This window comes from Bradyrhizobium sp. SRS-191 (assembly GCF_024586915.1).
Lineage (GTDB): Bacteria > Pseudomonadota > Alphaproteobacteria > Rhizobiales > Xanthobacteraceae > Bradyrhizobium.
Genome location: NZ_JANBVS010000030.1, coordinates 1 through 24,099, shown reverse-complemented (window position 1 = coordinate 24,099; position 24,099 = coordinate 1). Strand labels below are relative to the sequence as shown.

Here is a 24,099-nt window from a genome sequence, read left to right as displayed (position 1 = left end):
AATGTGAAGAAATGTTTCCTGCGCGTGCCGGTTTCACCGGCGCGCCAGACCTGTTATGGGCTGGAACGATGCACGAAACGGCCGTACTGTGCGGCCATTCATTTTGTGACTTGGTCAAGGTGAGATGATGATGCGCAATGCGTTTCCCCGACTTCGGCTGGTGCCTGCTGTGACGACGCTCGCGCTCGGCGCGCTCGTTGTCGGCGGTGCGCTGCTGACGCGGCCGGCGCTGGCAGCAGAGCCGACCGCGGCCGGGCTGTGGCAGAAGGTCGAGGATGGCCGTCCCGTCGGCTGGTTTCTCTTCATCGATCATGACGGCGTGTTCGAAGGCGTGATCGCCAAGACGTTTCCGCGTCCCGGCGACAACCCGAACGAGGTCTGCTCGAAATGCACCGACGACCGCAAGAATGCGCCGGTGCTCGGCATCTCCTTCGTGCGCGACATGAAGCGCGAGGGCCTGAAATACGAAGGCGGCAACGTGCTCAATCCGCGCGACGGTAACATCTGGAAGGCCAACATGCGGGTCACTCCGGATGGGCAGTCGCTGATCCTGCACGGCTATCTCGGCATCTCGCTGTTCGGCAAGGACGAGACCTGGACGCGTCTGCCGGATACCAACATGGCCCAGATCGATCCTGCGATCCTCGCCAAATACCTGCCGGCGCAGGCGACCACGGCCACCGCTCCTGCGACGAAGCAGGCGCCGCCGATGATGAAGAAGCCGCCGGCGGTGAAGTAGTTGCTCATCGGGCGAGGCGACGCGCCCTTCCTGATGGACGCGATCTCGCGACGCATGGCGTCCGAGCTTTGACCTGAACTAAGCGGTCGCTACGAACGATCCCCCCGTTAGTAACTCCGTCATGCCCGGGCTTGTCCCGGGCATCCACGTCCTTTTGTGGATGCTGAACGACGTGGATGGCCGGGACAAGCCCGGCCATGACGACGGGGACAGTCGCAGACGTGAAGCTTCTATCGTCAAATGCGAGAGCGTCGTGTGCCGACGGGCCCGCGGCGGCGATCGCAGCTACTGCTGCACGCCACCGGCCGGCGGCAGCGGCTGGCTGGAAATGCTCGGCTCGGCCGCATCGAGGTTGAGCACTTCGGCCGCGGCCGGGAAGGCGGCATCGGCCATCGCGGCGTGGCCTTCGGCGGTCGGATGCACGGCGCCGCCATAGACGGCCGACAGCACGCCCCAGCTCGCATCATGGATGTCGGCGGGCTGCATCGCCGCCGGCAGGCCCTGCGGATAGGTCATCGCCGAGAAGTAGCTGTCATTGGCGTCGCGGATCCAGCGCGCGCGCGGCAGATAGGGGCGATATTCGCTGGCGCCGCGGCCGCATAGCAGCGGCTCGTTGGCGGCGGAGACGATGTTGGCATCGAAGCTCTCGCCATTGGCGGCGAAGCATTCGCGGTCGAACGGCGGATCCTGCGGCGAGCGCGCGCAGAAGCCATGCTGGGCGAAAGCCGGCTGATGCGCATCGACGAAGGTCATGCGATCGCTGCGCGGATCGCGGCACAGCACGCCGGCCGTGCACTGCGCGAGACCGCGCAGCGCGGGCAGGAACTCGTTCTCGACGAAGCCCGCGACATTGGCGAGCCGCTGCGGATTGGCATTGAAGGAGGGATGCACCTCGAAGCCGGCCGGACCGCCGGGGCAGGGCGTGCCCGGGCCGCTCAGCGCCGGGTTGCCATAGGAGGTGTAGATGACGTGCGAGAGGTCGCCGACCAGCGGCTTGAGCGCGTCGCGCAGCTTGGCGAAGCCGCGCGGCAGGTCGCGCGCGAGCTCGCCGCGGGACTCGTCGACCGAGCCGATCACGCCGGAGCGCTTGAACAGCGTCCGCTCGGTCGCGGTGTCGACGATGACGTCGGCGACGAGGCCGGAGAAGTTGATGTCGTTGGCGCCGATCGACAGCAGCACCAGGTCGAGGCGGCGATCCGGCTGGCGGCGCTGGGCGGCGGTCAGCGCTTCGCGCAGTTCGCCGAGCTGGCCGTTGACGCCGCCGGCGCAGGTGGTCTGGGAGCGGCCCGGCAGGCACTCACGCGCGCGCTGGCTGCCGAACAGGCCGTCGGCGATGGTCGCGCCGGTGCAGGCGAGCGGCAGATAAGTCACCGCGACATGCGGATAGCGCACCGCGAGCGCCAGCGCCGTGCGGGTCTGGTAGCTGTAGAGCGAGCGGTGGCAGGCGGCATTGAGCCACACCGCACTGTGCTTCTGCCAGTTCTGCAGCGTGTCCGGCGCCTCGCAGGCGCGGCCGCCTTTGAAGCCGGCGCGGCTCGGCCGATAATATTGCGCGGACGGGCCGCCGAGATAGGAGCGGAAGCAGAAGCCTTCGTCGGCGAGCGCGATCGGCCGGTCCGGATTGCCCTCGCCGGAGGCGATGCTGTCGCCGAGCCCGGCGATCAGGACGTCGCGGACCTCGATCCCGGTGGAGACCTGCCGCGTGCCTTCCGGGCTTGTGACGTCGACGCGGGCGACCGTCTGGCGGCCGTAGCGGACGCGCAGATTGACCGGCTCGGCGCAGTCGAAGGTGGAGGTCTGCGGCCCGTCGCCGTCATCGAACGACCAGCCGCAGGTGGCCCCGACCGGCACCGGGCCGGTGAGGCGCACGGTGACCGGATGATCGATCGGCGTGAGGTAGCTTTCCTTGACGTTGTCGCGCGTGCACGGCTCGTTGACGCGGCCGGCGAGGTCGATGCACAGCCGGTTGACGACGTTGCGCGCCCAGCCGCGGCCGTCGCTCTGCACGCCCAGGGCCTGCTCGGCTGACAGGATCGAGCGGTCGCGCGTGCTCTCGAGGTGCAGCAGGAAGTCGCGCTCCTCGCGGAACAGGCGGAAGCGGTTGCGCACCTCCCAGCTGATCTGCAGCTGCGGCGCCGTGCCGAACTGGGCGGCCGCCGGGCTGGCGGCAAGAGGGGCGAGCAGGCCGGCCAGCGCGCAGGCGGCAAGCAGCGGACGAAGGGACATCGGGGTCATACGCAAGGATTCACGTCAGCGATGGGGCGGAAATAAGAGGACGCCGCGCGACTTCAACCGGGTCGAAGGTCGCACGCGCGCCATCAGGCGAAAGATCGTCGGCTCAGCCCGGGATCAGCCCCGGCATCGGCCCCAAGATTAGCCTTGGGAGTGGCGCTTGATCCGGTGCGGGACGGCCGCCGGCGCGGTCGCCGTCGCGCGCTTGGCGGCGATCTCGTCCGAGATGGCCCCCTGCAACCGGCGCCGCTCCTGCCACGGCTTGACGACGTTCAGCCAGAGTTCCCGAACGCCCATGATCGAGATCGCGGTGGCGAAGGGGATCACGAAATAGAGCACGCGGAACACGAGCAGGGTGGCGAGCAGCTGCTCGCGGCCGAACTGCGGCAGCGCCACCAGCATCGCGGCGTCGAACACGCCGAGGCTGCCGGGCGCGTGGCTGGCGAAGCCGAGCAGCGTGGCCAGGATGAACACCACCGACAGCGACAGGAAGTCGATCGGCGGGTTCGCGGGCACCAGCAGGTACATCGCCAGCGCGCAGAAGCCGAGATCGACGACGCCGATCAGGATCTGCACGACGGTCAAGGGGGCGGAGGGCAGCACGACCTTCCAGCCGTTCTGACCGAGCTGGCGACGGTTCTTGCCGGCATACAGCCAGCCCAGATAGGCGAAGATCGCGCCGAGGATGCCGATCGCGATCAGCTGATTCACGGCCGGCGGCAGCTGGTCCATCGCGGTCGCTGCGGCCGGATGCAAGGTCATGCCGATGCCCAGCACGAACAGATTGCCGAGCCAGAAGGTCAGTCCGGACAGGAAGCAGATCTTGGCGACGTCGATCGCGGACAGGCCGTAGTCCGAATAGATCCGGAAACGGATGGCGCCGCCCGTGAACACGGTGGCGCCGATGTTGTGGCCGATCGAATAGCTGGTGAAGGCGCTCATCGCCGCGATGCGATAAGGGACGTGTTTCTTGCCAATCGTTCGCAGCGCAAAATAGTCATAGAAGGTCAGCGTGCAGAACGCGCCGACCACACACAAGGCCGCGAGCGCAATGTGACCGGGCGGGATCTCCGTGAGCGCCGTCAGGATGACGCCGCCATCCACGCCCTTCAGCGTGCGCACGAGCGTGGTGATCGCGAAGGCGATGATCGCAAGGCTCGCTGCAATCCCCAGCCGCTTCCAGCCGATCCATTTCTTGAAGCCACGCGACAGCGTGGTCAGCAGGCGCTGCATTCATCCTCCCGGCGGGGCGGCACTTGGCTCTGGAACACTTGGGTCTGGAACACTTGGGACGGGAACAGTCGGGTTTGGAAAAGGAAGGAAACCATTGGTCGATGAGGGCGGGCAATCCGTGACAGCCTGTTCCTTAAGCTAAAACGCGCGCCTTGTGCAGTCCTTGACACAGCGCAGCTCCGAGTTCGCTTTGCGGGTCTGTCACACTCCGGTCACATAGCTGAGAGGGCGGCCGCCTCAGTTCGGTCCAATTGGTTACCCGCACGGGCGCGCGCAATGGCGCTGACCGAAACGTATCGCCGGCATCGGGAGTTCCGAGCCGCATCGCTCCCGCGCCCCGGAACAACCCCTTCCGCAGCCGGTTAGCCGCAGACAACGCGAGCATGGCCATGTCAGGTCGGGGAGGGACCCGCCATGTTCCAAACCATGAGAACAGGTGGCAAATGGGACTCTTCACCAAGGACATCAAGACGATGAACGATCTGTTCGTTCATCAGCTGCAGGACATCTATTACGCCGAGAACCAGCTCCTCAAGGCGCTGCCGAAGATGGCCGACAAGGCGACCGATCAGCAGCTCAAGCAGGGCTTTCTGACGCATCTGGAAGAGACGCGGACGCATGTGAAGCGGCTCGAGCAGGTGTTCGAGATGCAGGGCATCGCGGCCAAGGCGGTCGACTGCCCGGCGATCGACGGCATCATCGAGGAAGCCGAGGAGGTCGCCGGCGAGGTGGCCGACAAGACCGTGCTCGACGCCGCACTGATCAATGCCGGCCAGGCCGCCGAGCATTACGAGATCACCCGCTATGGCAGCCTGATCGCCTGGGCCAAGCAGCTCGGCCGCAGCGACTGCGCCGCCGTGCTGCAGAAGACGCTCGACGAGGAGAAGGCGACCGACATGAAGCTGACCAAGCTTGCCGAGACCAGCGTCAATCTGCGCGCGGCCAGCTGATCCCTTCACCGCTGCTGAGACAAAACGCCGCGCCACCCGCGCGGCGTTTTGGCGTGGCGAGGGGCTCCAGCGCAGCCGGTGAAGGCATCCTTCGATCGGTATCGAAGCATTGATGTCGACGACAGGATAGAGTGACCGCCGTCTCCCCAGTCCAAGGAGGTCCGGCATGAGGCCATCATCAACGGCGGCCCTGCACGCGCCAGACACGCCGTCGCCAGCGCCCCGCCTAGCGGGAGCGCTGACGCTGGCCGCGATGAGTCTCGGTTTCGGCGTCGTCCAGCTCGACATCACCATCGTCAACACGGCGCTGGAGAGCATCCGTCGCGGGCTCGGCGGCGATGTTGCCGCGCTGCAATGGGTGGTGAACGCCTACACCATCGCTTTTGCCGCCTTCATCCTGACGGCGGGCGCGCTCGGCGACCGCTTCGGCGCCCGGCGCATCTTCATGGCGGGCTTTGCGCTGTTCACGGCCGCGTCCGTCGGCTGCGCGCTGGCGCCCGATGCGCGAAGCCTGATCGCGCTCCGCGGCCTGCAGGGCCTCGCGGCGGCGCTGCTGGTGCCGAATTCGCTGGCGCTGCTGAACCACGCTTATCCTGATCCCAAGGCGCGCGGCCGCGCCGTGGGCATCTGGGCCGCCGGCGCCAGCCTGGCCCTGACCGCGGGTCCGTTCGTCGGCGGCATCCTGATCGCACTCACCGGCTGGCGCGCCATCTTCTTCGTCAACCTGCCGATCGGGCTGATCGGGCTCTGGCTCGCCAAGGCCTACGCCCGGGAGACGCCGGTTCATCCCGGCCGCGCCGTCGACCTGCCGGGCCAGGCCGCCGCTGTGGTCGCACTCGGGGCGCTCGCTGCTGCTGTGATCGAGGCCGGCGTTCGCGGCTGGACCGACGGCTTCGTGATGCTCGGCGTGATCGTCGCGCTGATCGCCGCCGTGGCGTTCGTCTGGCAGGAGGCGCGCGTCGCCCAGCCGATGCTGCCTTTGGTCCTGTTCCGCCATCCCCTGTTCGCGCGCTGCGCGCTGGTCGGGCTGCTCGCCAATATCGCCATCTACGGCCTGATCTTCGTGTTCAGCCTGTACTTCCAGGACGTCAACGCCCTGTCGCCGTTCGCGACCGGATTGGCGTTCCTGCCGATGTTCGGCGTCGTCTTTCCGGTCAATCTGCTGGCGCCGCGCATCGCCGAGCGGCTCGGGCCACGCGCGACCATCGCGCTCGGCGCAGTCCTGTCGGCTGTAGCCTGCCTGGCGCTGCTGCCGATCGCGCCGGGCACGCCCTACGTCGCGATGGCGCTGCAATTGATCGGCCTGAGCTGCGGCCTCGGGCTGATCGTCCCGCCGCTGACCTCGACCTTGCTCGGCAGCGTCGACCGGTCGCGCTCGGGCGTCGCGGCCGGCGTGCTGAATGCGACCCGGCAGAGCGGCAGCGTGCTGGGCGTGGCGTTGTTTGGTGCGCTGATCGGGCCGGCCGGCGCCTTCATCCACGGCTTGCGGCTGTCGATCGTGATCTCCGCGGCCCTGATGCTGGCGGCGGCGGGCGTGATCCGCTGGGGCGTGCCGGGTGAAGCCGCGCGGTGAGGCGCTCAGCTCTTGCGGAGCGCAAAGTTGGCGCCGCAGAATGCCATCAGGGCGCCGAGGCAGAGCGCGGCGAGGCCGGCCAGCACGCCTGAGGCCGACGGCACCGGGCTCGGTCCGGAGATCGCCTGGCCGATGCCGGCCAGCATGAGCACGCCGACCACGACGAGAAAGTTGCGCGCGCGCTGCGGGATCTCGCCCGACACCGCGCTGTGCATGATGTTGGCGATGAAATAGCCGCTGTAGAAGCCGACGGTCGCGATCAGCCACCAGGCGATCGCCGAGCCCGCCGGCATGAACGCGCCGCCTTCGGCTTGCCCTTGGCTCTGCCACAGCCCGCCGAGATCGAGCCCGTAGCGGGCGCCGAGCATGTGCACGGCCAGCGCCAGCAGGACGCCCGCGGCCATCGCGCCGGCGAGGATGAGGTGACGCGGAAAATGGATCGTTTCGCTCATGCTCCGTTTGTAGGATAACGCGCGTGACCTTCGCAACAGGACCGAGCCATTTCCACGCCAATCCCCGATGCGCCGATCTGCTACGCCTACAAGGCGTCGCTGATCGGCTCCGCGCAAGAATTCGAGCTGACCGAGCAGGGCCTGTCCTGGCGCTTCGCCGGGCAAGCCGGGCTGTGGCCCTATGCCGACATCGCCGCCATCCGGCTGTCCTACCGGCCGGTGTCGATGCAGGCCAAGCGCTTCCGCGCCGAGATCACCCATCGGGATGGCCGGCGGCTGAACGTCATCTCGACCACCTGGCAGACCGCGACGCTGATGGTGCCGCAGAGCGAAATCTATCGGACCTTCATCACGGCCTTGCATGCCCGGCTCGCCGCCGCAGGCAGCACGGCGCGGCTGACTGGCGGCCTCGGTCGCATGGTCTATGCCGCAGCGGTGACCGTGATGGCGGTGTTGGCCGCAGCCATGGCCGTGCTTCTGGTCCGCGCGCTCGTCATCACGGAGTGGTCGGGGGCGCTGTTCCTCATCGGCTTCGCGGCGCTGTTCGCCTGGCAGGTCGGCGGCTTCGTCATCCGCAACAAGCCGCAGACCTACACCTTCGCAGAGATCCCGCGCGCGCTGCTGCCTTGATCACGCGACGTCATTGTCGGTGACCGAATGTGACCGCGCGTCGCTGGCTGGTCATGCGACGATGCGTGGCCGCTCCCGGAGAAGAAGCACGTTGCAGGATCGCGCACTGCGCTTGCCCGATGCCAGTGAGATTGCCGCCATCAATGCGCGGCATTTTGCCGACACGCCGCTGCGGCCGGCGGATCTGCTGTTCGTGTTCGGCACGCGGATCGATGAGGCGCTGCGCGCCGAGACGGCGGCCAGGCTTTGGCAACAGGGTTATTTCCGTCACGCGATCGTCAGCGGCGGGATCACGCCGGGCGGCGATCTGTCGGAGTGCACGCTGATCAAGGCCGCCATGGTGCAATGCGGCGTTCCTGCGGATCATATCCTCGAAGAGGATCGCGCGATGAACACGGGCGAGAACGTGCTGTTCTCGCTGCCGGTGATCGACGGCGCGCTCGGGATCGGCAATGTCCGTAGCATGATCTGCCTCGGCAACAGCTGGACGGCGCGGCGCTACGCAATGACCGTGCAGCGGCACTGGCCCGAGGTCGAGAAGATGCTGCTGACCGTCGATGGCTTCGGCGTCCCGCGGCATTTGTGGCACACACATCCGGAGTTTCGTCGTCGCGTGCTGAGCGAGTGGGACAAGATCGAGAGCTACACAGCGAAGGGGTTCATTGCGGAGTGGCCGTGATGTGAGAAGCGTAGTTGATAATCCGTGGGGTGGGCAAAGACATCGTGCGGCGCAAGCCGCGCGATGGCGTGCCCATCGATAATCTCTCCGAAAAAGACGGTGGGCACGGCGCGCTCAGGCAGGCGGGACTAATAATTTTATCCGGGCTCGCCTTTGTCCACCCTACGAGGCTATTCGATGTTGACGTACCCGAGCATGGCCAATGCGATGGCCATAACAAGAATGGGCCAGAAGATCGCGAGGATGAGGTCGTGAGCTGCGATGCCTACAAGGAGCGAGCTGGGCATCCCGGACCGGTAGCGAAATGCCAGAAGAACGGCTGCCATGAGGACAACGCCAGTTAGATAGACCCAACCTGAGATGCGAAAAGCTCGTTTCACGTCGGACCGACCCCATTCAGATTGAACATAGCTATCACGCGCGCTACTGCTGATCGAAATCAATTCTAACAAGCTCGGATCGGGTGTCGAAGAAATCCTTTTGCTTCCTACAAATCAGCAGAGTCCGAGCCGCCGTCAGATACAGCGCCCTCTCCCCTTGCGGGAGAGGGCATGTACGGCCTATCCATTCACGCGGTTGGGTGAGGGGTATGTCTCCGCGAGTTGCAATCGTTGAGAGATACCCCTCACCCAACCGAGCTGGCCGAACGTTCCTACATGCCCTCTCCCGCAAGGGGAGAGGGCGCAGTCACTGGCACCGGCTCATTGTGCCACGTCGAAGCACTGCGATGCGATCGTTGCTACGGTCTCACCACCAGCACCGAGCACTTCGCGTAGCGCACGACGTGCCCCGCATTGCTGCCGAGGAAATAGGTGCGCATGGCCGGGCGGTGCGAGGTCATGACGATCAGGTCGGCCTGGACCTTGGCGGCCTCCTCCAGGATCTCGTGGTAGATGCCGCCCTGGCGCACGGTGTAGCTGATGCGCTCGGTGGGGATGCCGGATTCGCGGGCGACGATCGACAGGGCCTCCTCGGCAGTCTCGCGCTGCTGGGCGTCGAAATCGGCGGGGACGTATTCGGCGAGCATCACCGGGGTCATCGGCATGACGTTGAGCAGATGCACCGTGCCCTGCCATGTCTCCGCCAGGGTGGCGGCGGTCGCGATCGCGGGCTTGGCGAGGTCGGTATCGGCCAGATCGATGGGAACCAGGATCGATTTGAACATCGCGAGGCCTCCTCTTCAGTCCGCCGCATTACGCGTCGGCGGCCTCAGCCTGTCAATCGACCGAGCCCTGCTTGAGCAGCTTCGGCGTGACGAAGGCCAGCAGGTGGCCGCGCGCGAAGCTGACATCGCCCCAATCCTCAGTGTCGAAGTCGAATATGGCGAGGCCTGATGTCGGCATGTTGCGCATCAGCTCCTGGCGAGCCTCGGCATCGCCCTGGCCGATCAGCGCCAGCGACAACTCGTGCAGCCCGGGATTGTGGCCGACGACCAGCAGCCGTTTGGGATCGAACGCCGCGGCGAGGCGGATCTGATGCAGGATCTGCATCGGCTCGGCGGCATAGAGCTCCGGCACGGATTCGACCTGCGGCGCGGCGACGCGGTCCTGCATCGCCGCCAGCGCGAGCTCCCAGGTCTGCTGCGCCCGCACCGCGGTCGAGACCAGCACGAGGTCCGGCACCGGCGGATGGCTGGCGAGGAAGTCGCCGGTCATGGCGGCATCCTGGTGCCCGCGCTCGTCGAGACGGCGGTCCTGGTCACGGCCCGACGGCGCGTCAGTCTCGGTCTTGGCGTGGCGCAGCAGCATCAATCGGCGCATGGAATCCGGTCTCGAATCGGTCAGGCTGGGTCAGGCTGTACCACGTCTCTTTATCGCCATTAAAAGCGTCATGACGTCCGGCACAGGGTTCGCTAAGAAAACGCCATGAGCGAGACTTTCACAAGCGTGAACGATGACGCGGATGCCGCAGGTGCGATTGCCCGCACCAGGCTGAATTTCGACCTCGACGTCGATGTCTGCGTGGTCGGGGCGGGGCTGGCCGGGCTGACGACGGCGCTGTGCGCGGCGCGTCAGGGCGCCAGCGTCGCGGTGCTGGAGGGCCGGCAGGTCGGCTGGAACGCCTCCGGCGCCATGGTCGGCACGATCATGCCCGGGTTCGACCTGGCGCTGCCGGACCTGATCGAACGCGTCGGGCTGGAGCGGGCGCGCGCGCTGTGGGCGCTGTCGTGGGACGGGGCCGAGTTCATCCGCACCCAGGCCGCGTCGATGCCGGGCATCGGCTTGAGCGAGGGCGCGCTCGAGGTGTCCAATGTGGACGCCGGCGATGCGCTGATCCGCCGGCTTCAGATGCTGCATGAGGATTTCGATACCGAGGTCGAGGGCTGGCAGGTCGAGCGCGTCCGCAGCGAGCTCAAGACCAGCCGCTATTTCCACGGCGTGTATTATCCGCGGGCGTTCCAGCTCGACGGCCGGAAGTATGTCCATGCGCTGGCGCGGCTGGCGCACAAGGCGGGGGCGCGGATCTTCGAGGACACGCCGGTGGTCAGCATCGACGCCTCGGGGGTGCGCAAGCGCATCGTGACGCCGTCGGCGCGGATGCGCGCCTCGCACATCGTGCTGGCGGGGAACATTCATCTCGGCGCGCCCTTGCAGAAGCTGTCGGACACGCTGCTGCCGGTGTGGCGCTATGGCGGCGTGACCGCGCCGCTCGGCGAGCAACTCGCCGAGGCGATCGCCTTCAAGGGCTCGGTCAGCGATACCGACGGCATCGATCATTTCCGCATCGTCGACGGCGATCGCCTGATGTGGGCGAGCCCGGAGACGACCTGGGACGCGCGGCCGAGCGGGTTTGCCTCCGCCTTGCAGCGCCGCATCCGCACCGTGTTCCCGCAGCTCGGCCGGGTCGAGATCACCGAGACCTTCGGCGGCGTCACCGGGCAGACCGTGCATGGCATGCCGCAGATCGGCCAGCTCCGCAAAGGCCTGTGGGTGGCGAGCGGCTTCGGCCGCCAGGGCATGAACACCTCGGCGATGGCCGGACAGCTGATCGCGCAAGGCATGTTCGCCGGCGACGACCGCTGGAAACTGTTCTCGCCGTTCGAGCTGGTGTGGGCCGGCGGCGTCAGCGGCCGGGTGGCCGGCCAGGTCGTCAATCTCTGGGTCCGCGGCCGCGCCGCCGCGGCCGGTACCCTGGCGCGGCATCGCGAGCGGGCGAGGGCGCAGGAGCGTATCCGCGAGATCAGGGCGGCCGAAGCGCGGCAAAGGGCGGCGCAGCGGCCAGGCTCGCGGCTGCCGCTGCGGCCGCAGCCGTCCGATCTCACCCGTCGTCCCGATGCCGGGGAGGGCGGCTAGCTCGCAAGAAAGTGAGCCGGAGGCCGCGCGGCCGACGTAACTTCGCGGACTCTCATCCGTAAATCCGGTAACCCACCGCCGTACGGAGACAACCATGATCGACCGACGCATGATGTTCACGACCACAGCCGGACTGCTCGGCTTCGCCGCCCTGCGCTGGCTCGGCGGCTCCGCACCGGCCCGCGCCGCCGAGAAGTTCGAGATCGAGAAGACCGAGGCGGAGTGGCGCGCCCAGCTGACGCCGGAGCAGTTCGACATCCTGCGCAAGGAAGGCACCGAGCGGCCCTGGACCAGCCCGCTTCTGAAGGAGCATCGCAAGGGCACCTTCGCCTGCGCCGGCTGCGACCTGCCGCTGTTCTCCTCGGACACCAAGTTCGACAGCGGCACCGGCTGGCCGAGCTTCTTCAAGCCGCTCGACAATGCGGTCGGCACCCGCCAGGACAAGACCTACGGCATGGTCCGCACTGAGGTGCACTGCCGCCGCTGCGGCGGTCATCTCGGCCACGTCTTCGACGACGGCCCGAAGCCGACCGGCCTGCGCTACTGCATGGACGGCCTGTCGCTGGTGTTCCACCCGGCGAGCCCGTCCTCGACCTGACGAAAATTCTGCGCCTGGATCGCCGCGCGCGTCCGTTGAAGACCTTGAAAAGCGGGTCTTCACGACGCGCCGGCACCTGTCGCGAGCAGCTGAGCCGGAGCGTGATTTGGCGCGTTCCGGCCCGGCAAGAACTGCCGGCTCGGCAATTGTTCACCAGTTTTGCTACCGCTTTTTTGACGTCGTTATTTTTCAAGTCGCTGATTCCACAGCGAAATGTCATCTGGCACGGTGATTGCGACAGCTCTCCACGAAAACGCGGCCCGGGGCGAACCGGCCGCCGGGTCAATGTGGAGAGAATGGTATGGGTATCTTCGACGCGATGAACACCTCGGTGAGCGGCCTGTCCGCTCAATCATTCGCGCTGCAGAACATTTCCGGCAACATCGCGAACGCCTCGACCACCGGCTACAAGGGCATCGGCACCAGCTTCGAAGACCTGATCCCGAACGCCACCAACCCGACCCGGCAGAACGCCGGCGGCGTCACCGCCTTCGCCAAGGCGACCATCACCACCCAGGGCACGGTCTCGACCTCTTCGGTCGCCACCAACATGGCGATCAACGGCGACGGCTTCTTCAACGTGCAGAAGGCCTCGTCGGTGGTCGACAACGTGCCGGTCTTCACCGGCGTCACCAACTACACGCGTCGCGGCGACTTCCAGCTCAACGCCAACGGCAACCTGATCAACGGCGCCGGTTACTACCTGATGGGCGTCGCGGTCGATGCCAAGACCGGCAACGCCACCGGCAACGTGCCGACGGTGCTGCAGTTCGCCAACAACTTCGTGCCGGCGCAGGCGACCACCGCGATCCAGTACGCCGCCAACCTGCCGACGCAGCCGAAGACAGCCGCGAGCGGCAATGCGGCGACCGGCACGCTGGTTGCTGCGGGCGGCCTCAACTCGGCCGACCTTTCCAACGTGCCGCTGCCGGTCGGCACCAATTTCTACTCCGACAAGACCGTGACCGGCGCCACGGCTCAGAACAAGGTCCCGGCGCAGATCACGACCTCGACATTGTTGAGCGGAGCGAGCGGCGACTCGATCTCTAGCAATTTCACCGCCGGCGACACCATCACGCTGACCGGCAGCGCCGGCGACGTCGTCACCTTCACCTTCGTTGCCTCCGGTGCATCGGGCACCCAGATCAACGTCGGCGACTCCGTCGGCACGCTGCTCGCCAAAATCGGCGCCGTGACCGGCGTGCAGCCGACCATCACGTCCGGCCAGATCACACTGCATTCCGGCAGCGGCGAGGACTGGACCCTCAGCAGTGCGTCCGCGGGATTCACCGCGCTCGGCTTGACAACACCGGTCGCGCTGCCACGCAACTCCGCCGCGGGCACGGGGATCGTGATCGGCAACGACCTCACCAACTTCAACAACGAGACGATCTCGGGCGGCGCCGTGACGACCTACAACTCGTCGGGCACGCCGGTGAACGTCCAGTTGCGCTGGGGCAAGACCGACAGCGCGACGCTCGGCACCGGCCACAAGGATACCTGGAACCTGTTCTATCAGACCAACTCCAGCGCCACCGGCTCGACGGTGGCCTGGCAGAACGTCGGCACCAATTTCCAGTTCGCTTCCGACGGCTCGCTGGTCTCGCCGACCACCTCCAATATCTCCATTCCCAACGTCGTGGTCGACGGCACGACGCTCGGCACGGTCAGCCTCAACATCTCCTCGGGCGCCTTGACGCAATATGCCAGCACGATCGGCTCGGCGACGATCAACCAGATCTCGCAGAACGGCTTCGCCGCCGGTCAGCTGCAGTCGGTCGCCGTCAACAACAGCGGCATCGTGACCGGCACCTTCTCCAATGGCCAGACCATCAACCTGGCGCAGGTCACGCTGTCGCACTTCAACGGCACCAACTACCTGAAGGCGCTCGACGGCGGCGCCTACGAGGCGACCGACCAGTCCGGCCAGGCCATCATCGGCGCGACCGGCAAGATCTCGGGCGGCTCGCTGGAGGGCTCGAACACCGACATCGCCGACGAGTTCACCAAGCTGATCGTGACCCAGCAGGCCTATTCGGCCAACACCAAGGTGATCACGACGGCCAATTCGATGGTGCAGGATCTTCTGAACGTGCTGCGCTGACGCGCGGGCCACGTGGCAGTTGAATTGACATAAGGCAAACGAACATGGGTTTGAGTTCAGCCCTCGCCACCGCGATGTCCGGCCTGCGCTCGACGCAGGCGGCGCTCTCGATCATCTCGTCGAACGTCGCCAACGCCAACACGCCCGGCTACGTCGCGCAGAACCCGAACCAGATCGAGATCGCCTCTGGCGGCTTCGGCTCGACGGTGATGACGACTGGCGTCAACCGCCAGCTCGACTTGTTCGTGCAGAACCAGCTCCGCACCGAGACCTCGGGCGGAGCTTATGCCAATCAGATGGCCAACATCCTGACCCAGCTGCAGAGCGTCTACGGCACGCCAGGCGGCAGCGGCACGATGGAGACGGCGCTCAACAACTTCACCACGGCGCTGCAATCGCTGTCGAACAATCCGAGCAACCAGTCCGCGCAATCGGTCGCGTTGTCGGCGGCGCAAGGGCTGGCGCAGCAGCTCAACGCCACCACCAAAGGCATCCAGACCCTGCGCTCCAATGTCGAGCAGGACATCGGCAATTCGGCGACGCAGGCGAATGCTGCGATCAAGCAGATCGGCACACTGAACCTGCAGCTGCAGGGCCTCAGCCAGTCGGATCCGCTGGCGGCGACCTTGCAGGACCAGCGCGACAACGCGATCGACACGCTGTCCAAATATGTCGACATCCGCGTCGTCTCCGATGCGACCAACGGCGTCAGCGTATTCACCAATTCGGGCATCCAGCTGGTCGGCGCAGGACTGACCTCGGAGTTCACCTTCTCCTCGCCCGGCACGCTCGACGCCACCTCGCTCTACAACTCCGATCCGACCAAGAGCGGCGTCGGGCAGCTCAACATCAAGCTGTCCAACGGCGTGTCGCTCGACGTCGTCGCCAACAATCTGCTCAACTCCGGCCAGATCGCGGCCGACCTCAAGCTGCGCGACCAGACCCTGGTGCAGGCGCAGACCCAGGTCGACCAGCTCGCCGCGACGATGTCCTCGGCGCTATCGGACAAGACGACGGCCGGCTCGGTCGTGACCGGCCCGCCGGCCGGCTTCGACGTATCGACCACGGGCCTGCTCGCCGGCAACACGATCAACCTGACCTATACGGATTCCAGCAACGTCCAGCGTCAGGTCAAGATCGTCAACGTCAACGATCCCGCCGCGCTGCCGTTGCAGAACGCGACCGGCGCGAACCCGTCCTATGTCGGCGTCGACTTCTCGCTCGGCATGGCCTCGGTGGTGTCGCAGCTCAACACCGCGCTGGGCTCCGCCCATCTGCAGTTCGCCAATCCCTCAGGCACGACGCTGCGCATCACCGATGACGGCACCAGCCAGGCGACGGTGAAGTCGGCCTCGTCGACGGTCACGGTGCAGACGCTGGCGAGCGGCAATGCCCAGCTGCCGGTGTTCACCGACGGCGGCGCGCTCTACACCGGCGCGATCACCTCGACCGGCTCGCAGATGACCGGGCTCGCCGGGCGGCTCAACGTCAATCCGGCGCTGCTCAACGACGCGACCAAGCTGTCGACCTATTCGACCTCGCCGCAGACGCCGGCCGGCGACTCGACGCGATCGGACTTCATGTTCGCGCAGTTGACCTCGGCGACCTTCAGCTATTCGCCGACGACCGGCCTCGGCTCGGCTGCGCAGCCGTTCCAGGGCACGGTGAACGGCTATCTGCAGCAGTTCGTCAGTCAGCAGGGCAGCGCCGCCAATCTCGCGACACAGCTCAGCCAGGGCCAGAGCGTCGTCGTCAGCACGCTGAAGGAAAAGTTCAACGCCACGGCCGGGGTCAACATGGACAGCGAGATGTCCAACCTGATCCAGGTCCAGAACACCTACGCGGCCAACGCCCATATCATGTCGGTCGTCCAAAGCATGATGCAGAGCCTGATCCAGGCGTTTTAGTGAGGCGCGTGTAAGATGACGATCACCAGTGTCAACTACGGAACGTCTCTGCTCGGTCTGTCCGTGCGGAACATCTCCAACCAGCTCGCCGACCTCTCGACGCAGCTGTCGAGCGGCGTCAAGTCGAACCACTATGCCGGTATGGGCCCGGATGAAGGCTTTGCGATCGCGGCACGGGCGCAGCTGGCGAACATCTCCTCGTTCACCTTGACGATGACTCACGTCAACACGGTGATCGGCGCGGTCAACACCTCGCTGCAGTCGCTGTCGAAGATCAACGGGCAGGTCCAGAGCGGCGCCTCGGCGACGCCGCAGAACCTGACCAGCACCGGCCAGACCACCGGGCAGCTCACGGCGCTGTCCAATTTGTCGGCGATCACCGGCATCCTCAACACCCAGGTCGGCGACCGCTTCATCTTCTCGGGCACCGCCACCGACCGTCCGGCGATCGCCTCGGCCGACGACATTCTCAACGGGACCGCCACCCAGGCCGGCCTGAAGCAGGTCATCGCCGAGCGGCAGCAGGCCGATCTCGGCCTCAACGGCCTCGGCCGCCTCAATCTGTCGGCGTCGGCAACCATGCCGATTACGCTTGCGGAGGATGTCGCCGGCTCGCCGTTCGGGTTCAAGCTCAGCACGGTCAACTCGTCGCTGACCAACGCCACCGTGACCGGGCCCTCGGGCTCTCCGGCCGGCATCTCGGTCGATCTCACCGCCGGCAATCCCAACGCCGGCGACCAGATCAGCTTCACCTTCAAGCTGCCCGACGGTACCTCGGAGGCGATCCAGCTGACGGCGTCGACCACGACGCCGGCGCCCGCCAACACGTTTGCGATCGGCGCGACGCCGGCGGCGACCTCGGCCAATCTCAATGCGGCGCTGAATACGGCGCTCACGACGCTCGCCAACACCTCGCTGGTCGCAGCCTCCGCCGTGACAGCCGGCGACAACTTCTTCAACACCGCAAGCGCGGTGTCGGGCACCGCCGTCAACAACAAGGCTGCGACGCCGGCACCGATCACCGGCGCGACGCTGCTGTCGGGCGGGACCAACTCCGACTCGCTCTCGACCAACTTCACCGCCGGCGACACCCTGACGGTGAATGGGCAGACGCTGACCTTCGTCGCTTCCGGCGCCATCGGCAACAATCAGATCAATGTCGGCGACAGCGTGCAGACGCTGCTCAGCAAGATCGATACGCTGAGCGGCACGTCGAAGGCCTCCACGGTCAGCGGCGGCGTGATCACCCTGCGGACGGATAATGCGGCCAGCTTCTCGGTGTCGAGCTCGAACGCCGGCGCGTTCGCGGCGCTCGGCTTCTCGGGGACCGTGACGGCTCCGACGCCGCCATTGCGGGTGTCCGGCTCGCCGCTGGCGTCGGCGACAAGCCTGGTCAACGGCTCGGCCAACACGGTCAACTGGTACACCGGCAACAGCGGCCCCGGCTCGGCGCGATCCAGCGCGACCATCCGCATCGACACCGCGCAGAGCATCCAGTTCGGCGCCCAGGGCAACGAGTTCGCGATCCGCAACCTCGTGCAGCAGACCGCGGTCTATGCCGCTGTCAACACGCCGCCGGCGGGTGCCAATGCGGGGCAGCAGATCGGTGCGCTCAGCCAGCGCATCGCCGCCAACCTGACGCCGCAGCTCGGTCAGCAGACGATCTCGGACATTCAGACCGACTTCGCCAACGCCCAGACGACGATGAAGGACGCGACGGCCCGGCAGACCCAGGCAAAGGCCGCGATGCAGAGCCTGGTCGACCAGACCGAGGGCATTTCGCAGCAGGATGTGGCGAGCCAGCTCTTGCAGCTGCAGACCAATCTGCAGGCGTCCTATCAGACCACCGCGATGCTCGCCCAGCTGTCCCTGGTCAAATACCTGTAAAACAACGGGGGAGGCGACGGTTAGGCTTTCGTTAACCACGTCTCTTTAGCTTTTGTTCAGATCTGGGGCGAGAGCCTCTCTTTCTGGAGGCTGACGTGAGTAGCGCGACCGACGAGCGGATCCATCTGGTGATCGCAACCCCGTGCTTCGGCGGACAGGTGTCGAGCATCTATGCGAGCTCGATCTTCGCCTTGCAGCGCGAGCTGCGCACCACGTCCAATGTCGGCCTGACCGTTCACATGCGCGACGGCGACGCGCTGATCACCCGTGCGAGGGCGAATCTCGTCACGCTGTTCCTCAACGATCCCACTGCCACTCATCTCCTATTCGTCGATGCCGATATCGGCTTCACGCCGAAGCAGGTGTTCCGGCTGATCGAGTCCGGCGGCGACATGGTCGCCGGCGTCTATCCGGTCAAGAAGGTCAATTGGAGCAAGGCGCGCCGCGCCATCCATTCCAACCGCATGGACGTGCCGGCAGCGTCGCTCGACTACGTGCTCGAGATCGAGGATCCCGACCATGTCGCCGTCGTCAACGGCTTCACCCGGGTGCGCTATGCCGGCACCGGCTTTCTGATGATCCGCCGCCGCGTCATCGAGGCGATGATCGCGCACCCGGCCTACGCACCGCTGCAGTTCTTCCGCGAGCATTCGCACGATGCGCTGGCCGGCAGCCCGAACCGCTTTGCGCTGTTCGAATGCATGATCGATCAGGAGACCGGCACCTATCTCAGCGAGGATTTCGCCTTCTGCAAGCGCTGGACCGATCTGGGCGGCGAGATCTGGGCCGACCTCGACAGCCGGCTCGACCATGTCGGTCCCTCGGTGTTCCACGGCAACGTCGCCTCGCAATTCGCATCGGCCGTGAACGTCCCCACGGCCGCCGCCGACGCAGCGTGACGATCATCCGATGACACCGCCTGCAATCCGGCCCGAGCTTTCGACAGCGCCCGCCGCCGATCGGCGCGGGCAGGGCACAGCAACCACGGGCCTCCGCGATCTCTTCGCCTTGCTCGGAGATCTCCTGATCGACGGCGGCGACACGCGTCTTTCGCTCGATCGTCCGTGGGGCCGCAACGCCTATGGGTGCGGGCCGTCGCCGGCACCCGACCTCGTGTGCTTTTCGTCGAGCACGGCCTCGCCGATTTCCGAGCGTGCCTTTGCCCGCGTCGAGCTCGCCCGCGAGCAGTTGATGCATGCGGCGATCTCGCTCGGCGTCGATGAGGCGCTCGACCGCCGCACCGAGGAGATGCGCGGCGAGTTGCGTGGTCATCTGCGGCTCGCGGACGATGTCGACGTCATCTTCTCGCCGTCGGGCACCGATGCGCAGCTGCACGCGCTGGCGCTGGTGCGTGCGCAGCTCGGCGAGACCATCACGAGCGTGATCGTCGGCAGCGACCAGACCGGCAGCGGCACGGCCGCCAGCGCACGTGGGCGCCACTTCAACGCGCGGACGGCGAGCGGCCTCGCCGTGACCAGGGACGCGCCGATCGACGGCCTGTCCGGCGATGCGGTGTTTCTGCCGCTGTTCGACGCTGTATCGATGCAGCCGCGCGGCGACATCGACGGCGCGGTGTTCGAGACCGTCGAGGCGCTGATCCGCTGTGGGCGCAACGTCCTGCTGCAGGCGATGGATGCCTCCAAGCTCGGCTGGCGCGGGCCGGGACTGGCGTGCCTTGACGAGGTGGCGCGGCGCTGGCCGGGCCGCGTCCGGATCGTCGTCGACGCCTGCCAGATGCGCCTCGATCCGACCGGGCTGCGCGAGCATCTCGATCGCGGCCATCTGGTTCTGATCTCGGGCTCGAAATTCTTCGGCGGACCGGCCTTCAGCGGCGCGCTGCTGGTGCCGCGCGATGTCGCCGCGGCCATGCGCCGTGGTCCCGCGATCGCGCCCGGCCTGTTCGGCTACATCAATCGCAGCGACTGGCCGCTGGCCTGGACTAATCTGCGCGCATGCTCCGCGCCGCGCGCCAACATCGGACAATGGCTGCGCTGGGAGGCCGCGCTCGCGGAGATCGCGGCCTATCAAGCCGTGCCCGAGGTATTCCGCCGCATGGCCATCCGGCAGCTCGGCGAGGCGATCGAAAGCCTGCTGATGCTGTCGCCCGTGCTGCGTCCGCTCGCAACCGGGGCAGCCGCCGACGAGGCGAGCAGCGAATTCGGCTTCGCCACGATCTTTCCGTTCGCGCTTCAGCGCGACGGCCGCCTGCTCGATCTCGGCGAGACCCAGGCTGTCTATCGCGCGCTTCAGCAGGATCTCAGCGACCGCTTCAGCGGCCGTGACGCCGCCGTGGCCGGACGCCAGTGCCTGATCGGCCAGCCCGTGCGCATCGATCGCGACGGCGAGCCGCCGATTGCGGCGCTGCGGCTGTGCATCGGCGCGCGCGAGGTGACGGAGGCGTGGTGTGACGATGTCACCACCGCGCGCGTCAATCTCGAAGCCGACATCGACCGCATCGCCGACGTGGTCGCCAAAACAGAGCTGCTCGTCACGGATCTGAGCAGCCAGGATCTCAGGGATATCTGTCATGCCAACTGATTTGCCCGCACTCGCCGAAGCGGCCGGCGCAGACTGTGCCGAGCGGATCGGCATGGCCAAGATCGCCAAGGCGGCCTTCGACGGCCAGGACCTGAAACCGATGTGGGCCGCACTCCTCGGCAAGCTGCTCGACGGCTCCGCTACGCCGGGCGAGGGGCTCGATCTGGCGCTGGTCGCGCAACTGATCGGCGAGAAGTCGTCGGGGCTGGCGATCCAGCACGACGTGCTGCAGGCGCAGCAGCTCTATCGCGTCACCTGCACCAGCCCGGCGCCGCGGCTGCGGGTGCTCGCGCTGGCGGCGGCGACCGACATGGGCAGCAATACGCCGATCGAGTTCCTGCTCGAGGATGGCGATATCGAGCTGCTGATGCTCTACGTCGTCCCCGGCGCGGAGCTTCCCTCGCCGCTGCCGGCGCATGATGTCGCCATCGTCATTGCCTCGGATTCCGAGGATTGCCAGCACGCGCTGCACGAGATCAATGCCGTCGCCGCGCGCTGGCCGCGTCCGCTGCTCAATCCGCCGGAGCGGATCTGGCATCTCGATCGGGACAAGCTGCACGCGCTGCTCGCCGGCATCGAGGGCTTGTCGATCCCCGCGACCGTTCCGGTCGATCGCGAGCGCCTGGTCGAGGTCGCGGACGAGCGCGAGCTGATCGAGGACGTCGACGGCGCGCTCGGCTTTCCCATCATCATCCGGCCGCGCGGCTCGCATGCCGGTGTCGGTCTCGAGAAGGTCGAGGAGCCGATCGAGCTCTCGCTGTATCTCGACGAGCGTGACGAGCAGGAGTTCTTCTTAGCGCGCTTCGTCGACTATTCCAGCGAGGACGGCCAGTTCCGCAAGTACCGCGTCGTGTTCGTCGACGGCACGGCCTATGCCTGCCACATGGCGATCGCGAAGCGCTGGGACATCTGGTACCTCAACGCCGGCATGGCGGCGAGCGAGAGCAAGCGCCTCGAAGAGGCGACCTTCATGCAGACCTTCGACATCGGCTTCGGCCGGCGTCACCGCAGCGTGCTCGCAGCGATCGCCGAGCGCATCGGCCTCGACTACTTCATCATCGACTGTGCGGAAACCAAGGACGGATCGCTCCTGGTGTTCGAGGCGGACAATACGGCCGTGGTCCACAACATGGACTCGCCGGACATGTTTCCCTACAAGCCGCCGCAGATGCGAAAGATCTTCGCAGCCTTTGCCGACATGATCGCAAAGCGCGCGCTGTCAGCGGCGGAGCAGGCGGCGTGAGCGCGCCGGCGCGCGTGGAAGCGTCGTTGCAGCCCGCGGAGACACTCGATCCGCGGGACTGGAACGACGTTCGCGCGCAAGGTCATCGCATGCTCGATGACATGATCGACTACATCGCCGGCATCCGCGACCGTCCGGTCTGGCAGCCGATGTCGCAGGCGACGCGGCAGCGCTTTCGTAGCGGCCTGCCGCAGGCGCCGACCGATCTGGCAGAGGTCTATCGTGATTTCAGCGAGCTCGTCGTTCCCCATGCCACCGGCAACGTGCATCCCGGCTTCATGGGCTGGGTGCATGGCGGCGGAACGGTGGTCGGCATGCTCGCGGAGATGCTGGCGGCCGGGCTGAATGCCAATCTCGGCGGCCGCGACCATGCTCCGATCGAGATCGAGCGCGAAGTGGTCGGCTGGACGCGGCAGCTGTTCGGCTTCCCTGAAAGTGCCAGCGGCATCTTCGTCACCGGCACCTCGATGGCCAATCTCATGGCCGTGCTGGTGGCGCGCCGTGCCGCCCTCGGCGCCTCCATGCGCAGCGAGGGCCTTGGCGAAGTCGGCCTGCGCTTGCGCGCCTACACATCCAAAGCCGCCCATGGCTGCATCGCCAAGGCAATGGACATCTGCGGCCTCGGCAGCGATGCGCTGCGCAGCATCGCGGTCGATGGGTCGCACCGCATCGATGTCTCCGCGCTCCGTGCCGCGATCAGGCAGGACCGCGCTGCGGGCCTGCATCCGTTTCTCGTCGTCGCCTCCGCCGGCACGGTCGACATCGGCGCGATCGATGATCTCACGCAGTTGTCCGAACTGTGCCGCAGCGAGGGGCTGTGGTTCCATGTCGACGGCGCATTTGGTGCGCTGGCGATGCTGTCGCCGGAGCTCGCGCCGAAGCTTGCCGGAATCGAGCGGGCGGATTCGATCGCGCTCGACTTCCACAAATGGGGGCAGGTGCCCTACGACGCGGGATTCCTGCTGGTGCGCGACGGCGCACAGCATCGCGCCGCCTTCGCATCGCCCGCGGCCTATCTGCGTCGCGAGACGCGCGGCCTCGCAGCCGGCGCGGAATGGCCGTGCGATCTCGGTCCCGATCTGTCGCGCGGCTTCCGCGCGCTCAAGACCTGGTTCACGCTGCGGACCTACGGCGCCGACCAGCTCGGACGGATGATTGCGCGGAGCTGCGAGCTGGCGCGACATCTCGAAGCCCGCGTGCGTGCCGAGCCGGAGCTGGAATTGCTGGCCCCCGTCAATCTCAACATCGTCTGTTTCCGCTACCGCTGCGCAGATGCCGATGCGATCAATGGCGCTGTGGTCGCCGACATCCACGAATCCGGCATCGCCGCGCCGTCGACCACGATGCTGGATGGCCGCGTGGCGATCCGCGCCGCGATCGTCAACCATCGGACGCAGGCGGACGACATCGACCGGATGATTGCAGCAGTCCTGATGTTCGGCCGCCAGCGTGCGGCCGGCGGTTCGCCATTGATCGAATTGGAGGCGCCGCCGCTCGCGCCTTGATGGTAAACGCTCCCCACCACCTCAGGTCGATCGTCCCATCGTGGGATCATCTGAGAGGACGGCGTCAACCTTTCCGAAGTTGGTTGACGCCGAGTGAAGACGCACGCGCGTGAATGAATCTGCGTGTGTTTTCAACGCGTGCGCTGATCGCATGCAACGACGATACAACCGCGTGCGCGCTCGCTGGACGGATTGAACCGTGCCGGCGCCACAACCGCTTCAACGTTTGTTAGCCACTGCCATTCACCGTGACGCCCGTTGCCCAGGACGCCAAGTCGATCTGGGCAGCAGCCTGATCTCGAAGGGATCGGGTTCTTGTTTCACACCAGAAGGGTATGAAAATGTCAGGTATCGTCCTCTCGGCGTCGGTGCGCCAGAATTTGCTGTCGCTCCAGTCGACGGCTCAGCTCCTCGCCACCACCCAGAACAATCTCTCCACGGGCAAGAAGGTCAATTCGGCACTCGACAATCCGACCAACTTCTTCACCGCCCAGGGTCTCGACAACCGCGCTTCCGACATCTCCAATCTGCTTGAC

At 66.5% G+C, this 24,099-nt stretch carries 19 protein-coding genes and 1 pseudogene; 15 read left to right on the top strand and 5 right to left on the bottom strand.

The features are described 5' to 3' along the window. Positions 1-130 precede the first annotated feature (130 nt). Positions 131-739 (top strand): DUF2147 domain-containing protein, encoded by a 609-nt coding sequence (locus NLR35_RS32445; protein WP_257170618.1) that lies wholly within the window; start codon positions 131-133, stop codon positions 737-739. Positions 740-1,024: 285 nt separating this feature from the next. On the opposite strand, the gene NLR35_RS32440 is transcribed toward NLR35_RS32445, so the two are convergent. Continuing rightward, positions 1,025-2,974 (bottom strand): hypothetical protein, encoded by a 1,950-nt coding sequence (locus NLR35_RS32440; protein WP_257170617.1) that lies wholly within the window; start codon positions 2,972-2,974, stop codon positions 1,025-1,027. A gap of 138 nt (positions 2,975-3,112) precedes the next feature. After that, on the bottom strand, positions 3,113-4,204 hold the full coding sequence (locus tag NLR35_RS32435; protein ID WP_257170616.1) for a YbhN family protein: 1,092 nt from the start codon (positions 4,202-4,204) through the stop codon (positions 3,113-3,115). A gap of 443 nt (positions 4,205-4,647) precedes the next feature. On the opposite strand from NLR35_RS32435, the gene NLR35_RS32430 reads away from it, so the two are divergent. After that, positions 4,648-5,154, top strand: coding sequence for a ferritin-like domain-containing protein (locus tag NLR35_RS32430; RefSeq protein ID WP_257170615.1), 507 nt, complete (start codon positions 4,648-4,650; stop codon positions 5,152-5,154). Between the two features lie 166 nt (positions 5,155-5,320). Beyond that, on the top strand, positions 5,321-6,727 hold the full coding sequence (locus NLR35_RS32425) for an MFS transporter (RefSeq protein ID WP_257170614.1): 1,407 nt from the start codon (positions 5,321-5,323) through the stop codon (positions 6,725-6,727). Between the two features lie 5 nt (positions 6,728-6,732). On the opposite strand, the gene NLR35_RS32420 is transcribed toward NLR35_RS32425, so the two are convergent. After that, the gene (locus NLR35_RS32420; RefSeq protein WP_257170613.1) at positions 6,733-7,179 is read right to left on the bottom strand and encodes a hypothetical protein; all 447 of its coding nucleotides are present in this window, start codon (positions 7,177-7,179) and stop codon (positions 6,733-6,735) included. A gap of 48 nt (positions 7,180-7,227) precedes the next feature. Here NLR35_RS32420 and NLR35_RS32415 point away from each other — a divergent pair, with 48 nt between their 5' ends. Together NLR35_RS32415 and NLR35_RS32410 are read left to right on the top strand one after the other, a co-directional pair. Then, entirely contained in the window at positions 7,228-7,809 is a 582-nt protein-coding gene (locus tag NLR35_RS32415; RefSeq protein ID WP_257170640.1) for a hypothetical protein, read from the top strand. A gap of 91 nt (positions 7,810-7,900) precedes the next feature. Next, positions 7,901-8,488 (top strand): YdcF family protein, encoded by a 588-nt coding sequence (locus NLR35_RS32410; protein WP_257170612.1) that lies wholly within the window; start codon positions 7,901-7,903, stop codon positions 8,486-8,488. A gap of 739 nt (positions 8,489-9,227) precedes the next feature. On the opposite strand, the gene NLR35_RS32405 is transcribed toward NLR35_RS32410, so the two are convergent. Beyond that, on the bottom strand, positions 9,228-9,653 hold the full coding sequence (locus NLR35_RS32405) for a universal stress protein (RefSeq protein WP_012028705.1): 426 nt from the start codon (positions 9,651-9,653) through the stop codon (positions 9,228-9,230). A gap of 52 nt (positions 9,654-9,705) precedes the next feature. Continuing rightward, positions 9,706-10,248 carry a histidine phosphatase family protein gene (locus tag NLR35_RS32400; RefSeq protein WP_257170611.1) on the bottom strand — a complete coding sequence of 181 codons (543 nt, stop codon included), beginning with the start codon at positions 10,246-10,248 and terminating at the stop codon, positions 9,706-9,708. 105 nt (positions 10,249-10,353) lie between these two features. Between NLR35_RS32400 and NLR35_RS32395 the strand changes: the two genes are divergently transcribed. From NLR35_RS32395 to NLR35_RS32350, 10 genes and pseudogenes are all read left to right on the top strand, one after another. Beyond that, entirely contained in the window at positions 10,354-11,781 is a 1,428-nt protein-coding gene (locus tag NLR35_RS32395; RefSeq protein WP_257170610.1) for an FAD-binding oxidoreductase, read from the top strand. A gap of 94 nt (positions 11,782-11,875) precedes the next feature. Beyond that, positions 11,876-12,379 (top strand): peptide-methionine (R)-S-oxide reductase MsrB, encoded by a 504-nt coding sequence (gene msrB, locus NLR35_RS32390; RefSeq protein ID WP_257170609.1) that lies wholly within the window; start codon positions 11,876-11,878, stop codon positions 12,377-12,379. Positions 12,380-12,680: 301 nt separating this feature from the next. After that, the gene (locus NLR35_RS32385; RefSeq protein ID WP_257170608.1) at positions 12,681-14,483 is read left to right on the top strand and encodes a flagellar hook-basal body complex protein; all 1,803 of its coding nucleotides are present in this window, start codon (positions 12,681-12,683) and stop codon (positions 14,481-14,483) included. A gap of 44 nt (positions 14,484-14,527) precedes the next feature. Further along, the gene (gene flgK / locus NLR35_RS32380; RefSeq protein WP_257170607.1) at positions 14,528-16,390 is read left to right on the top strand and encodes a flagellar hook-associated protein FlgK; all 1,863 of its coding nucleotides are present in this window, start codon (positions 14,528-14,530) and stop codon (positions 16,388-16,390) included. A 15-nt stretch (positions 16,391-16,405) separates the two neighbouring features. After that, positions 16,406-18,277, top strand: a complete 1,872-nt coding sequence (locus NLR35_RS32375) for a flagellar protein (RefSeq protein ID WP_257170606.1) — start codon at positions 16,406-16,408, stop codon at positions 18,275-18,277. Between the two features lie 95 nt (positions 18,278-18,372). Continuing rightward, a complete protein-coding gene (locus NLR35_RS32370; protein WP_257170605.1) occupies positions 18,373-19,176 on the top strand; it encodes a hypothetical protein in 804 nt (267 codons plus the stop codon). Positions 19,177-19,186: 10 nt separating this feature from the next. Next, positions 19,187-20,815 (top strand): hypothetical protein, encoded by a 1,629-nt coding sequence (locus NLR35_RS32365; protein WP_257170604.1) that lies wholly within the window; start codon positions 19,187-19,189, stop codon positions 20,813-20,815. A gap of 52 nt (positions 20,816-20,867) precedes the next feature. Continuing rightward, positions 20,868-22,058 (top strand): RimK family alpha-L-glutamate ligase, encoded by a 1,191-nt coding sequence (locus NLR35_RS32360; RefSeq protein WP_257170639.1) that lies wholly within the window; start codon positions 20,868-20,870, stop codon positions 22,056-22,058. Then, positions 22,055-23,563, top strand: coding sequence for an aspartate aminotransferase family protein (locus tag NLR35_RS32355; RefSeq protein WP_257170603.1), 1,509 nt, complete (start codon positions 22,055-22,057; stop codon positions 23,561-23,563). The genes NLR35_RS32360 and NLR35_RS32355 overlap by 4 nt, the downstream gene beginning before the upstream one ends. Positions 23,564-23,904: 341 nt before the next feature. Beyond that, positions 23,905-24,099, top strand: a pseudogene (locus tag NLR35_RS32350) (flagellar protein); the annotation flags it as partial.